The organism is Methylobacterium sp. FW102-HT35C08 (assembly GCF_058790235.1).
On sequence record NZ_JBYTCL010000002.1, the window covers coordinates 986,709 to 1,000,395 of the forward strand.

A 13,687-nucleotide genomic window follows, 5' to 3' on the forward strand; every position below is an offset into this window, starting at 1 on the left:
CGAGCCGCCGGGCCAGCACAGCGCGGCGGCATGACCGGCCGGACGAGTCGTCCGTGACTTAACCTATGTTTATCTACGGCGGAAAATCTGCCTCGCATCTTCGCGGACGCTGGACAGATCTTTCTTCAGCCCCGCGCGATTGACCATCATCCCCGGACGACCTGTCGCAGGACGGAACAGGGCCATCGCGGTTCAGTTGCCGGAGTCCCGAACAGCGGCCGTCTCGATCCCGGGCGGCCTGCGCAGGAGACGGGCAGAGACCGCATGCAACTTCCCCGCGACGACAGCGAGCACCCCCGCGCCGAGGCCTTCCGCGACTTCATCCGAAATCCGCCTTTCCCCTGCGTCGGCGCGAAATCGGCGCTGTCGCGCGGGCGCATGCAGATCGTGGTGGCCCGGGACATCACCTCGGGCTGGGACGACATGCGCATCTACCCGGCGCTGCTCGCCTTCGTGGCGCGCTATCGCCAGCAGCCGGACCTGTTCCAGAGCTTCGCGGTCGTGTTCGAGGGGCCGGGTGATCTGTCCGAGGAAGCCTTCGAGCAGAACCTCTGGGCCCGGGCGCAATCCCTGACCGACAAGGACGCGTGGCTCGGCCAGCCCCACGATGCCCGCGTGGCCGACGACCCCGAGAACCCGCACTTCTCCTTGAGCTTCGGCGGGGAGGCGTTCTTCGTGGTCGGCCTCCACCCGCATGCCAGCCGGCCGGCGCGACGCTTCTCGTCACCGGTGCTGGTCTTCAACCTGCACGCGCAGTTCGAGCGGCTGCGCGCGGAGGGCCGCTACGAGAAGCTGCGCGCCTCGATCTTGGAGCGGGACGAGGCTCTGGCCGGCAGCGTCAATCCGATGCTGGCGCGCCACGGCGAGGCTTCGGAGGCGCGCCAGTACAGCGGCCGCGTGGTCGATGCGGACTGGCGCTGCCCGATGCAGGGCCGTCCGGCGCCCGCCGCCGAATCCGACGACTGGCACCCGCCGGTCCTGCCCCTGGACCGGACGCTGCCCGGAACCGGAGCGTAAGCGCCGCGGATCGCGGGGCCGGCCGGCGCGTTCCCGGACGCGGGCCCGCTGCGCCCCTCAACGGAGTGAGCCAATCCACCATGTGCCAAGCGGACGTGCAGCAGATCGAGCCGCGCTCGGGTGTCGCCTTCACCCTCGACCGGGGCCAGCGCCTCACGGTAATCGACCCGCGCGGCGAGCAGGTCGCCGACCTCGTCGCCTACAACCGCCACGACATCGGCGAGGTGATCTCGTCCGGGCGGACCCTCGACTATGCCAGCCGGATCTACCTGACCACCGGCGATCCGCTCTACTCGAACCGCTCGAACGTGCTCCTGCGCATCGTCGAGGACACGGTGGGGCGTCACGACTTCCTGCTGACCCCGTGCTCGGCCGACACGTTCCGCATCATCTACGGCGACACGAACCCGCATCGCGGCTGCTTCGGCAACCTCGCGGCCGCGCTCGCCCCCTACGGCGTCGCGCCGGACGCCATTCCGGTGGCGTTCAACTGCTTCATGAACGTGCCGATCGACGGCAGAACCGGAGCCCTCACCGTCGAGCCGCCGTTGAGCCGGGCCGGGGACCGCATCGTCTTCGTGGCCGAGACCGACCTGATCATCGGCCTGACAGCCTGCTCGGCCCTGCAATCGAATAACGGCAGCTTTAAGCCGATCCATTACCGTGTTGAGACCTAGTCCTGATCCGTCAAACCCCAAACTATCTCCAATTCGATATCAGGCTCTACAACGATAAGAACTGAGACTATTTCCGATTAGCCCGGAGACAACCTGCTGCAGACAAATTATCGCTTACATTTCATTGGAATGTTTGCTGTTTACTAACCCGAATCGGGGAGCGTGCTGCGGCGCAGCGCTCTCGGCGATTCGCCGCGACCCGCTGGATATGCCCCGACGGCTGCCGCCGTCCCCTTCCGGTGCTCGGATGACCCTCACGCAAACTCGCCACCCCTCCGCCGATCGCGTCGCGTTACCGCGAAGCCTCGCGGACCTCACGCTGCGCCACAAGCTCGCGGCCGTGATGGCCTTGGTGGTGATCGCCATGGGCGCCCTGAGCGCCCTCAGCTTCGTCGACACCCGGTCCTCGGCCCTGGAGGATCGCGGGCTGATGACGAAACGGCTCGCCGAGGTCGGGCGGAGTCTGCTCGTCCATTACGAGGGGCTCGCCACCTCGGGCGCGATGCCGGTCGAGGACGCGCAGAAGGCGGCGCTCGCGGCGATCAGCGCCCTGCGCTTCGGAAACGAGGACTATTTCTTCGTCCTCGATTCCGACGGCCGGCTCGTCGCCAACGCCTTCAACGCCAAGAATATCGGCAAGCAGGTGCTGGATCAGACCGACATCCCGGGCGGCAAGCGCTACTTCGCCGAGATGGTCACGACTGCCAAGCGCGATGGGGCCGGCTTCGTCGACTACATGAAGCCGCGCCCGGGCGGGACCGTCCCGGTGGAGAAGGTCGTGAGCGTGCAGATGTTCAAGCCCTGGGGCTGGATCGTCGCCGCAGGCCTCTATCGCGACGACGTGTACGAAGCCGTGCGCGGCCGCGCACTCACCAACGCGCTCTGGTCCGCCGGTCTCGCGCTGCCGGTGCTGCTCCTGCTGCTCCTCATCGGCACCAGCCTGTCGCGGCCCATCGGCCGGTTGACTGCGGCGATGCGCGGCCTCGCGGACGGCGATCTCGCGGTCACGATCGCGGACCAGCGGCGCGGCGACGAGGTCGGCGCGATGGCGCGCGCCGTGCAGGTCTTCAAGGACGCGCTGATCGCCAAGCGCGCGGCCGACGCGGCCGCCCTGGCGGAGAACGACACCAAGATGCGCCGAGCCCAGAATCTCGACGCCATCACCGCCCGGTTCGACGCACAGGTCAGCGCCCTGACACAGGGCCTGGCCTCGGCCGCCATCGAGATGGAGGCCACCGCCCAGGCGATGACTCGCACCGCCGCGCGCACCACCGAGCAGTCGGTGCGCGTGACGGCGGCCTCGGAGCAGACCGCGAGCAACGTCCAGACCGTGGCGGCCGCCAGCGAGGAGATGGCCACCTCGATCCAGGAGATCAGCGCCCGGGTCGCCCAGTCGTCGGCGATGGCCGACCAGGCCGGCACGGATGTGGCACGCACCAACGACCTCATGCAGGTCCTGGCCCGGGGCACGGACCAGATCAGCGAAGTGATGGGCCTGATCGCCGGGATCGCCGGCCAGACCAACCTGCTGGCGCTCAATGCCACGATCGAGGCGGCACGGGCCGGTGAGGCCGGCAAGGGCTTCGCCGTGGTCGCGGGTGAGGTGAAGGCCCTGGCGTCCCAGACCGCGAAGGCGACCGAGACCATCGCCGGCCAGATCGCGGCGATCCAGGGCGAGACGCGCCACGCCGTCGACGCGATGCAGGCGATCGGCGGCACGATCGACGCGATGCGCACGGTGGCGTTGAGCGTGGCCGCCGCCATGGAGCAGCAGGGCGCGGCGACCGGCGAAATCGTGCGGAACGTGTCGCAGGCGGCGCAGGGGACGCAGGCCGTGAGCGTGGACATCGCCGACGTCCGGCAGGCCGCCCGCGAGACCGGGACGGCCTCCGGCCAGGTCCTGAGCGCCGCACAGGAACTGGCGCGCTACTCCGCGAACCTCGGACAGGAGGTCGCCACGTTCCTCGCTGAAGTAAAGGCCGCCTGAGACGCGGGGAGCGCCGCTCACGCCTTCCGTGCAGAGGCATCGTCGCCGCCTCTCCCCGTCATTGCGGGTTCGCCTGCGGCGCCCGGAATCCATACTCGGCGAAGCGCAAGGATCCTGCACCGAAAGCGGTTCTGGATTCCGGGTTCGCCTGCGGCGCCCCGGAATGACGGCGTGGCTCAGGCGATTCCGTCGATCGCCACCCGCAGGTGCTTCGGGCCGCGCAGGGCAGCGCCGGGCCGGTAGGGCGGCGGATCCTCGATCAGGCGCGGCGCCTTCAAGCGGGCGGCCAGCGCGGTCAGGGCCGCCTCGGCTTCGAACCGGGCGAGCGGCGCGCCGACGCAGTAATGCAGGCCGCCGCCGAAGCCGAGATGGCGGGTGCCGGTGCGGTCCGGATCGAACCGGTCGGGATCCGGGAACACGGTTTCGTCGCGGTTGCCGGAGGCCAGCAGCAGCACGAGGTCGGCCCCCTCGGGGATCGTGACCCCGGCAATATCGATGGTGGAGAGCGTCCGGCGCGTCCGGAACTGCACCGGCGGCTCGTAGCGCAGCAGCTCCTCGATCAGCCGCGGCGCCCGGAGCGGATCCTGGCGCAGGCGCTCGAACTCGTCCGGATGCCGCAGCAGGGTGAGCAGGCCGTTGGTGATCAGGTTGACGGTGGTCTCGTGGCCCGCCACCAGCATCAGGATCGAGGTGGCGATCAGGTCGTAATCGCCCATCTTCACCCCCGCCGGGGTCGCGTAGTTGGCGAGCCCCGACAGCATGTCGTCCTGCGGGTGCCTGCGCTTCTCCTTGATCAGGTCGCCCATGTAGCCGCCGATCGCGTCGAAGGTCCGGCTGTTCTTGGCGCGGATCTCGGGGTCGGACAGGCTGTCGGGTTCGAGCGCGGTGGCGAGCTGCGTCGCCCAGCCGTGGAACTTCGGCTCGTCCTCCCGGGGCACGCCGAACAGCTCGCAGATCACCGTCACCGGCAGCGGGTAGGCGAGGTCGTCGACCGCGTCGATCTCCCGGGCACCGCATTTCTCGTTGAGCAGGTCGGCCACCAGCCGGTCGGAACGGGCGCGCATCGCCTGGACGCGCTCGCGGCTGAACTGGTGCATCACCGCCGAGCGCAGCGCGTCGTGGTCCGGCGGGTCGCGGAAGATGAAGACCCGGTGGCGGTCCATCATCCAATCCTTGAGCGGCTTCACGATCAGGTCGGTCAGGCGGTTGCCGGTGCGCGGCCGGTCGGCCGGCGGCAGCGTGTCGGAGCTAACCCGCGGATCCTGCAGCAGGCGCGCGATGGTGCCGTGGGTGGCCGCCACCCAGGTACCCGCCTCGGTGCCGTCGTCCTGGCGCGAGACGGGATTCGCCCGCAGCTTCGCGTAGACCGGGTAGGGATTCGGCCGGTTCGCGATATCCTTGACCTGATCGAGGAGGGTGGCGTCGGGCATGCGGTCTCCTTGGCGCATCAGCCCGAATGGCGGCCGTCGGCCTTCGGGCAACGATGCCGCGACAGCAAAGGCTTCGCGCATCGTGGCGGTTCCGCTTCCGGGTGTTCGCCACCCGGGCGGCGGGTCAGAAGGCATCGGTTTCCGGCCGCAATGCGCCGGGATTCCGCCCCTCGCATCGTCATCCCGGGTCTGCGCAGCGGAGCCCGGGATCCAGAGCCGCCGACGCGCCAAGCCTTTGAGGAACCTGTGGTTCCGGCTTCCGGGCTCGCCCTCGGCGCCCCGGAATGACGGAGCAGGAGCCGTTCACCGCAGCGAACGGCACGCACATCGTGTCCGAAGGACGGTGCGCTAGGGAAAATCCGGCGCGAAGATCTCGATCTCCTTCGGCCGGTCGGTGGCGCCGCCGCGGGGCGGGAACGGCGCGCGGGCGGCGACCAGTTCGGCATGGGCCGGCAGCCAGCGGGCCGAATCCACCGAGACCGCCGCGATGCACCGGCCTTCACGGCCGTAGAGGGCGACGAAGCGGCCGGACGCCGGATCGCCCTGCGTGATCGCCACCGCGTCCGCCCCCTCCGTCAGTCCGGCCGACTTGACCACGAGGTCGCCCTGGGTCGACCAGAAGGTCGGCAGCTCGGCATAGGGGCCTTCGGGCACGGCGCCGGCGAGCAGCCGGCCGGCATGGATGCCCTGCGCCACCGCCTGACTCCAATGCTCCAGTGCGACGCGACGGCCGTCGTAGAGCGGGTGCGGGAAGCGCGCCACGTCGCCGGCCGCGGTGATGCGCGGATCTGCTGTTCCGTCCGTATCGACGGCGTAGCCGCGCGCGTCGCAATCGACCCCGCCCGGATCCGCCGACAGGCCGGAACCCTCCAGCCATTCGGTGTTGCGCACCGCGCCGAGGGCGACCACGGCGAGGTCGGCCTCGATCCGGGTGCCGTCGACGAGGTGGGCGCGGACCAGCCGTCCGTGCTCGTCCTCCAGCCACTCGACCTCGCTGCCGCAGCGCAGCTCGACGCCGTGGCCCGCGTGGATCGCGCCGATGAATGACCCGACGGTGCGGCCGAGGACACGGGCCAGCAGCGTCGGGCCGGGCTCCACCAGGGTCACCGGCAGGCCGAGCTGCCGACACAGGCTGGCGACCTCGCAGCCGATAAACCCGCCACCGATCACCAGCACGCGCCGGGGGCCGGCGGACAGGGCCTGCCGCAGGGCGGCGGCGTCGTCCCGCCCGCGCAAGGTGAAGACGCCGGCGAGCCGGCCCTCATGGGGGTTCGGCCAGGGACGGGCGCGCGTGCCGGTGGCGATCAGCAGGCGGTCGTAGGGGAGGGTGCGCCCGTCGGTCAGCCGGACGGCGCGGGCTTCCCGGTCGAGGCCGGTGGCCGGGCAGCCCAGGAGCCAGTCCGCGTCGAGGCCGAGGCTGCCCGGCAGGGTCGTCGCGTCCGCGGGCGTCGCACCGGTGAGGACGTGCTTCGAGAGCGGCGGGCGGTCGTAGGGCCGGTAGGGCTCGTCGCCGACGATGGTCAGCGGGCCGGAGAAGCCGGCCGCCCGCATGGCTTCGGCGCCGCGCAAGGCCGCGAGACCGGCGCCCACGATCACCGCCCGCTCGGACATCTGCGGCATCAGGCGGTCTGCCCCGGATCCTCGACCCGGATCGCCTGGACCGGGCAGGCGACGCGCGCCCGCTCGATGTCGGCCCGGTGCTCGGCGGCGGGGGCCGGATCGTAGAACAGGGCTTCGTGCCCCTCGATGCGGAAGTGCCGCGGCGCCGCGTAGCAGCACTGGGCATAGGCTTGGCACAGGTTGAGATCGACGCTCACCCGCAGGCCGGGCGGGGAGCCGGAGGACGCATCGGCGGGGGCGGACATGGCGAGGCAACCCCCGCGAGCGCTGCGGGTTCCGCACCGCCGAAGCGGTGCATCACCGGTATAACCATGTACTCGCCGATCCCCGCGGAAATGGAAGGTCGGAATTCCCTTGCGTCGCCGTTCGCTCTATTGTTGCACCGCCCCGCGGACCGAGCCGATGCACCGCGATCTCAGGAGGGCACCATGCCGCACGGCGCACGCACGAGCCTCGCCGCCCTCATCCTGCTCCTCGGCGTCGGGGGCGCCACCGCCGAGCCCGCCGCGGGCTCGACCTGGACGGACCCGCCCGCCCACAAGCCGGCCGCCGAGCCGCCGCCGGCCGCCGACAAGAAGGCCGCCGCGCCGGCGCCGGCAGCCGTGAGCGCATCGACTCCGGCCGCGGCGTCGCCGGAGGCCCGGCCGCCGCGCGCCAAGCGGAAGGCCGTCGCGGCGCGGCGCGCTCCGGAGCGGACAGCAACGCGCAGGGTCCCGGCGACCAAGAGGGTCGTCGCCGCGTCGCGCCGGACCCGGGTCGCCGCGACGCCGGCGCGGACCTTCCGCGAACCGCAGGTCGTCGCCGTCGCGCCGCCACCGGACGGCTACGCGCGCTACCGCGCTTACGGGTACGGACCCGGCTACGGCCCGGGCTACGCCGACGAGCGCCTCGACCGGCTGAGCAGCGCGGAGGCCGCCGGTTACCTCGTCGTGCGCCGCCGGACCGTGCAGTTCCCGGACGGCCGGACCCTGCGGTACTACCGCCCGGACGACGAGAGCGAGCCGTTCTGATTCTCCCCTGACCCGGCAAAGACCGTCCGCAGCGGCGCGCGCAGGACCTTCCCGGCCGGGTTGCGGGGCAGGAGCCCGTCCCAGACCACGATCCGCACCGGCACCTTGAACGCCGCGAGCCGCTCGGCCACGAAGGCGCGGATCGCCTCCGGCTTGGCCTCGGCGCCTTCGGCCAGCACCACGATGGCGCCCGGCTCCTCGCCGAGCGTCGGGTGCGGCACCGGCAGCACCACGGCGTCGATCACGTCCGGATGGGCGTAGAGGGCGTTCTCGACCTCGCAGCAATAGATGTTCTCGCCGCCGCGGATCAGCATGTCCTTGATCCGGTCGACGATGGTCAGGAAGCCCTCGGCATCGGCCCGGGCGAGGTCGCCGGTGCGCAGCCAGCCGTCCGAGAAAACCTCCGCGGTGGCCGCCGGGTCGTCCCAGTAGCCGCGGACCACGTTCGGACCCTTCACGCACAGCTCGCCGACGCTGCCCGGCGGCAGATCCTGCCCGAGGGGATCGAGGATCCGCACCTCGCAGACCGGTAGGGGCGGGCCGCAGGATTCCGGATGGGCGAGGTAATCCTCGCCCTGGTGGTGGGTGAAGGTCGCCGAGGTCTCGGTCATGCCCCAGCCGGTGCCCGGGACGACCCGCGGCAGGGCCTCGCCCAGCGCCCGGACGAGGTCGCCGGCGGCCGGGGCACCGCCGTAGGTGACGCCCTCGAGGGTCGGCAGCGGCCGGCCGGCCTCCCGGGCCGCATTGGCGAGCTGCCACGCGATGGTCGGCACGCCGCCCGCGCTGGTGCAGCCCTCCCGCTCGATCAGGTCGAGGGCCGCATTCGCGTCCCAGCGGTGCATCATCACCAGCCGGTGACCGCCGTAGAGGGCCGCCCCGAGGCTCGCGTGGCAGCCGGTGACGTGGAACAGCGGGATCACCAGCAGCGCCGCCCGCTGCGGCGCTGCCGGGTCGGGTTTTGGGGGCGCCTCGCCCCGGCGCAGGGCGCTGCGCGCCGCCGAATAGGGATAGGCCATCACGGTCGTCGCGGCCGCCCGGTGGGTGCCGACGGCTCCTTTCGGCTTGCCCGTGGTGCCCGAGGTGTAGAACAGGGTCGCGTCGTCCTCCGGATCGAGGGCGATGTCCGGCGGGGGCAGGTCGGGCAGGGCGCCCCAGTCCCGGACCGGCCCGACGATGTCGGCGAGCGGCGTCGCCCGGGGGTCCGGCGCCATCCGGGTGGTGAGAACCCGCTCCAGGGCCGGGCATTCGGGCAGGTGCGGGGCGATGCGGTCGAAGCGCTCGCCGTCGGCGATCAGCACCCGCGCGCCCGAATGCTGCAGCCCGTAGGCGAGTTCGGGCCCGGTCCACCACGCGTTGAGCGGCGTCGCGATCGCCCCGGCGAGCAGCGCACCGAAGTAGCTCACCGGCCACTCGGGCAGGTTGCGCTGCGCGATGGCGACCCGGTCGCCCTTGCGCAATCCGGCCTCGACAAGAGCCCGCGCCAGGGCGGTGGCGGCGCGGGCGAAGCCCGTGAAGGTCACGCGCTCGTTCTGATAGACCACGAAGGTCTTGTCCCCGTGGCCGCGCGCGATCCGGAACAGGTCGCCGAGCGTCGGCGGCGCCTTCTCCCAGATCCGGGTCGGCACGCCCCGGATCTGCACCGTGGCGATGGCGAAGGGCGCCCCTGAGGCGGTGAGCCGCGCCTCGGCCTCGCGGAAGGGCAGGGCCGGCCAGCCGGCGGGGATGCGGGGATCGGGGCTCATCGCGCGATCGTCACCCCGCCGTCGATCACGAGCGCCTGGCCGGTCACGAACCGGCCCGCCGCCGAGGCCAGGAACACGGCCGCACCCGCGATCTCGTCGGGCTCGCCGATCCGGCGTAAGGGGGCGGCGTCCGTGGTGGCGGCCAGCATGGCGGGATCCTCCCACAGGGCCCGGGCGAAGTCGGTCCGGATCAGCCCCGGGCACAGGCAGTTCACCCGGACGTTGGCGGGCCCGTACTCCACCGCGTAGTTGCGGGCGAGCTGGAGGTCGGCGGCCTTGGAGACATTGTAGGCGCCGATCACCGGCGACCCTTTGAGCGCGCCGATGGACGAGACGATGACGATCGCCCCGTCCCGCCGCGCCACCATGCCGGGGGCGACCTTCTGGATCAGCCAGTGGTTCGACAGGACGTTGTTGTCGAGGATCTTCCGGAACTGCGCGTCGGTGATGTCGGCCAGCGGCCCGTAATAGGGGTTGCTGGCGGCGTTGCAGACCAGCACGTCGACCGGCCCGAGCCGGCTCTCGGTCTCGGCGACGAGGTGTTCCAGCTCCTCCTTCACCGAGATGCTGGCCGGGATCGCAACGGCGCGGCCGGCCCCATGGGCGGCCTCGATCTCGGCCACGACCGCCGCGCAGGCCTCGCGCTTGCGCGAGGAGATCACCACCCGGGCGCCGTGCTCGGCCATCCGCAGGGCGATCGCCCGCCCGATGCCCCGCGACGAGCCGGTGATGAGAGCGACCTTGCCGGTCAGGTCGAACAGCGACATGGGCTAGACCCTCTCACCGGAGACGCGCGGATCCCGCACCGGCCCCGTCGTCCCGGGGCGCCGCAGGCGAGCCCGGGACCCAGTGCCGCCGCGGCGCCAGGACGAGGCCGGACAGCGCACCTGGATCCCGGGCTCCGCTGCGCGGCCCCGGGATGACGGGCGGGGAGGGGGCGGGTCACAGATCATCGGCCGCCTCCCGCTCCGCCCGCATCGACCGGCGCAGGCGCGCCATGCCGGCGAGCCAGCGCTCGGGATCCTCGGCCCGGCGGCGGGCATATTCGGCCACCTGCGGGTGCGGCAGGATCAGGAAGCGCCCCGCCGCCAGCCCGTCGAGGGCGGCCTCGGCCACGGCCTCCGGTGCCAGCACGCCGTCGCGCGACGCGGCGCTGGCTTCCCCCAGCATGGCGGTGTCGACGCCCTGCGGGCACAGGGCGGCGACCCGGATCCCGTCCTCGGCATGGGCGATGGCGAGATGCTCCAGGAACGCGAGCGCCGCGTGCTTGGTGGCCGAGTAGGTGGCGCTGCCGATCTGGCTGAGCAGCCCCGCCGCCGAGACCGTGCCGAGGAACGCGCCCCCGCCCCGGGCGCGCCAGAGCGGGACCAGCACCCGTGCCGCGTGGACATGGCCCATCACGTTCACCGACCAGGACCGCGCCCAGCTCTCCGGATCGGCGGAGGTGGCGAGATCCGGGTCGGGGTCGCGCTCCAGGATGCCGGCGTTGGAACAGTAGAGCGCGATCGGGCCGATCTCGGCCTCGATGCGCGCCAGGACCGCACTGACGGCCTCCGCGTCGCCGACGTCGAGCGCGAAGGCCCGCCCGCCGAGTTCCGCCGCCACGGCCTCCGCCCCTTCCCCGTCCCGGTCGAGGGCCACGATCGTCGCCCCCCGGGCCTTGGCCGCGACCGCGAGCGCCCGGCCGATGCCCCGTGCGGCCCCCGTGACGGCGACGACACGGCCGGCGAGCTCCATGCTCAGGCCCCCGCCCGCTCGGCGAAGCCCCAGGCCGCGGCGGCGAGCTTCGGCACGCGCGCCGCCATCGCGGAGGCGTGCTCGCTCGCGGCGTTGCCGGCCTTGGCGCGGGCCGCCACCCCCTGGAGGATGCCGACCAGCCGGAACAGGTTGTAGGCGAAGTACCAGTCGAGGTCGGGCAAGCTTTTTCGGCCCGCCGCCCGGCAGTACAGCGCCACGGCCTCGTCCCGGGTGGGGATGCCGAGTGCCGGCAGGTCGAGGCCGCCGAGCCCGCTGCGCCCGTCGGCCGGCAATTCCCACTGCATCAGCAGGTAGCTGAAATCCGCCAGCGGATCGCCGAGGGTCGACAGCTCCCAGTCGAGCACCGCGCTGACGCCGCCATCCCTGGAGAAGATCAGGTTGTCGAGGCGGTAATCGCCGTGGACCACGCAGGCACCCTGCTGCTCCGGCACGGTCTTGGGCAGCCACGCGATCAGCCGCTCGACATCCTCCAGGCGCCCGTCCTCGGCGGCGCGGTACTGGCGGGTCCAGCGGTCGACCTGCCGGGCGAAGTAGTTGCCGGGGCGGCCGTAATCGGCGAGCCCCGCCGCCTCCGGGTCGATGGCGTGGAGGCGCGCCAGCGTGGCGATCATGCCCGCGTAGTGTCGATGTCGGGCATGGGGGTCGAGGCCCGGCAGGGCGCCGTCCCAGTGCACCGCACCGTCGACCGCCTCCATCACGTAGAAGGCCGCGCCGATGACCTCCGGGTCCTCGCACAGCGCGAAGGGGCGCGGCACCGGAAAACCCTCGCCGTAGAGGGCGCCGATCACCCGGAACTCACGGTCCACCGCGTGCGCGGAGGGGAGGAGCGGGCCGAAGGGTTTCCGGCGCAGCACGTAGGCCTGGCCCGGCGTGTCGAGCCGGTAGGTCGGGTTCGATTGGCCGCCGCGGAACTGCTGCACGGTGAGCGGGCCGGAATAGCCGCGGACGTGGCCTGCCATCCAGGCGGCGAGCTTCGCCTCGTCGATCCGGTGGCGCGGCTCGACCGGCTTCACGCCGGAGAAGATTTCGGCGTCGCTCATGCCCGCTCCGCCTCCGGGGCTCCTGGCCGGGCATTGGTGTAGCGCCCGAATTCCAGCCGGGCGATCGAGCGATTGTGGACCTCGTCCGGCCCGTCGGCGAGCCGCAGGGTGCGGATATGGGCGTACATTTTCGCGAGCCCGAAATCCTCCGAGACGCCGGCCCCGCCATGGGCCTGGATGGCGTCGTCGATCACCTTGAGCGCCACCCGCGGCGCCGCGACCTTGATCATGGCGATCTCGAGCTTGGCGCCCTTGTTGCCGACCTTGTCCATCATGTCGGCGGCCTTCAGGCAGAGGAGGCGGGTCATCTCGATGTCGATCCGCGCCTCGGCGACCCGCTGCTCCCAGACCGACTGCTCGGAGATCCGCTTGCCGAAGGCGACGCGGGACACGAGGCGTCGCGCCATCGCCTCCAGCGCCACCTCGGCTGCCCCGATGGTACGCATGCAGTGGTGGATGCGCCCGGGCCCGAGCCGGCCCTGCGCGATCTCGAAGCCGCGACCCTCGCCGAGGATCAGGTTCTCGGCCGGGACGCGAACGTTCTCCAGCACCACCTCGCCGTGTCCCTTGGGCGCGTCCTCATAGCCGAAGACCGGGAGCAGGCGCTCCACCCGGACCCCCGGCGTATCCATGGGCACGAGGATCTGCGATTGCTGCCGGTGGCGGGGGGCCTCCGGATCGGTCTTGCCCATCAGGATCGCGATCCGGCAGCGCGGATCGCCGACGCCGGTCGACCACCACTTGCGGCCGTCAACGACGTAATGGTCGCCGTCCCGGCGAATCGACGTGCTGATGTTGGTGGCGTCCGAGGAGGCGACCTCCGGCTCGGTCATCAGGAAGGCCGAGCGGATCTCCCCCGCCATCAGGGGCTTCAGCCACCGGTCCTTCTGGGCCGCGGTGCCGTAGCGGTGCAGCACCTCCATGTTGCCGGTATCGGGCGCCGCGCAGTTGAACACCTCCGAGGCGATCCCGACACGGCCCATCTCTTCGGCACAGAGAGCGTAATCGAGGTTGGTCAGGCCGGCGCCGCGATAATCGTCGGTGTCGTGCTCGGGGGAGGGCGGCAGGAACAGGTTCCACAGGCCCTCGGCCCGGGCCTTCTCCTTCAGGCGCTCCATGGTGGGGGACGGTTCGCGGCTCTCCGCACGCTCGGCTGCCACCGCGGCGGCGGCCGGCAGGATCGCGTCTTCGATGAAGGCGCGGACGCGGGTCAGCCAGTGCGTCTGGGACTGGGAGAGGTTGAAGTCCACGCCGTCAACTCCGCTCACGTCCGTCGCTGCGGGCCACCCTCCTCCCCCTTGTGGGGAGGAGTTGGAGGTGGGGGTGGTTCAGGATCGAGCGGCGCGGCGCCGTCTTCACCCGCCCCACCCCTGCCCCTCCCCACAAAGGGGAGGGGAAACGCTTGC

Annotated in this window: 12 protein-coding genes; 4 read left to right on the forward strand and 8 right to left on the reverse strand. The window is 71.9% G+C overall.

The genetic code is table 11. The features are described 5' to 3' along the window. Window positions 1-264 precede the first annotated feature (264 nt). The 3 genes from gntA (at window position 265) to AC3WSN_RS04905 (ending at window position 3,681) form a co-directional block, all read left to right on the forward strand. Window positions 265-1,017, forward strand: a complete 753-nt coding sequence (gene gntA / locus AC3WSN_RS04895) for a guanitoxin biosynthesis heme-dependent pre-guanitoxin N-hydroxylase GntA (protein WP_192710276.1) — start codon at window positions 265-267, stop codon at window positions 1,015-1,017. A gap of 80 nt (window positions 1,018-1,097) precedes the next feature. Continuing rightward, entirely contained in the window at window positions 1,098-1,694 is a 597-nt protein-coding gene (locus AC3WSN_RS04900; protein WP_492536582.1) for a DUF1989 domain-containing protein, read from the forward strand. Between the two features lie 247 nt (window positions 1,695-1,941). Continuing rightward, entirely contained in the window at window positions 1,942-3,681 is a 1,740-nt protein-coding gene (locus AC3WSN_RS04905; protein ID WP_492536583.1) for a methyl-accepting chemotaxis protein, read from the forward strand. A gap of 176 nt (window positions 3,682-3,857) precedes the next feature. On the opposite strand, the gene AC3WSN_RS04910 is transcribed toward AC3WSN_RS04905, so the two are convergent. The 3 genes from AC3WSN_RS04910 to AC3WSN_RS04920 all read right to left on the reverse strand — a co-directional run bounded on the left by AC3WSN_RS04910 (window position 3,858) and on the right by AC3WSN_RS04920 (window position 6,976). Beyond that, complete coding sequence (locus AC3WSN_RS04910) at window positions 3,858-5,111, reverse strand: cytochrome P450 (protein ID WP_492536584.1); 1,254 nt, start codon at window positions 5,109-5,111, stop codon at window positions 3,858-3,860. A gap of 348 nt (window positions 5,112-5,459) precedes the next feature. Further along, the gene (locus tag AC3WSN_RS04915) at window positions 5,460-6,731 is read right to left on the reverse strand and encodes an NAD(P)/FAD-dependent oxidoreductase (RefSeq protein WP_492536585.1); all 1,272 of its coding nucleotides are present in this window, start codon (window positions 6,729-6,731) and stop codon (window positions 5,460-5,462) included. Further along, complete coding sequence (locus AC3WSN_RS04920) at window positions 6,731-6,976, reverse strand: ferredoxin (RefSeq protein WP_492536586.1); 246 nt, start codon at window positions 6,974-6,976, stop codon at window positions 6,731-6,733. The genes AC3WSN_RS04915 and AC3WSN_RS04920 overlap by 1 nt, the downstream gene beginning before the upstream one ends. 183 nt (window positions 6,977-7,159) lie before the next feature. On the opposite strand from AC3WSN_RS04920, the gene AC3WSN_RS04925 reads away from it, so the two are divergent. Beyond that, complete coding sequence (locus AC3WSN_RS04925) at window positions 7,160-7,741, forward strand: hypothetical protein (protein ID WP_492536587.1); 582 nt, start codon at window positions 7,160-7,162, stop codon at window positions 7,739-7,741. On the opposite strand, the gene AC3WSN_RS04930 is transcribed toward AC3WSN_RS04925, so the two are convergent. The 5 genes from AC3WSN_RS04930 to AC3WSN_RS04950 form a co-directional block, all read right to left on the reverse strand. Beyond that, window positions 7,708-9,483, reverse strand: a complete 1,776-nt coding sequence (locus AC3WSN_RS04930) for a class I adenylate-forming enzyme family protein (protein ID WP_492536588.1) — start codon at window positions 9,481-9,483, stop codon at window positions 7,708-7,710. The genes AC3WSN_RS04925 and AC3WSN_RS04930 overlap by 34 nt on opposite strands. Continuing rightward, entirely contained in the window at window positions 9,480-10,250 is a 771-nt protein-coding gene (locus AC3WSN_RS04935) for an SDR family NAD(P)-dependent oxidoreductase (protein WP_492536589.1), read from the reverse strand. The genes AC3WSN_RS04930 and AC3WSN_RS04935 overlap by 4 nt, the downstream gene beginning before the upstream one ends. A gap of 175 nt (window positions 10,251-10,425) precedes the next feature. Then, on the reverse strand, window positions 10,426-11,220 hold the full coding sequence (locus AC3WSN_RS04940) for an SDR family NAD(P)-dependent oxidoreductase (protein WP_492536590.1): 795 nt from the start codon (window positions 11,218-11,220) through the stop codon (window positions 10,426-10,428). A 2-nt stretch (window positions 11,221-11,222) separates the two neighbouring features. Next, window positions 11,223-12,281 carry a phosphotransferase family protein gene (locus AC3WSN_RS04945; protein ID WP_492536591.1) on the reverse strand — a complete coding sequence of 353 codons (1,059 nt, stop codon included), beginning with the start codon at window positions 12,279-12,281 and terminating at the stop codon, window positions 11,223-11,225. Next, complete coding sequence (locus tag AC3WSN_RS04950; RefSeq protein WP_492536592.1) at window positions 12,278-13,531, reverse strand: acyl-CoA dehydrogenase family protein; 1,254 nt, start codon at window positions 13,529-13,531, stop codon at window positions 12,278-12,280. The genes AC3WSN_RS04945 and AC3WSN_RS04950 overlap by 4 nt, the downstream gene beginning before the upstream one ends. Window positions 13,532-13,687 lie beyond the last annotated feature (156 nt).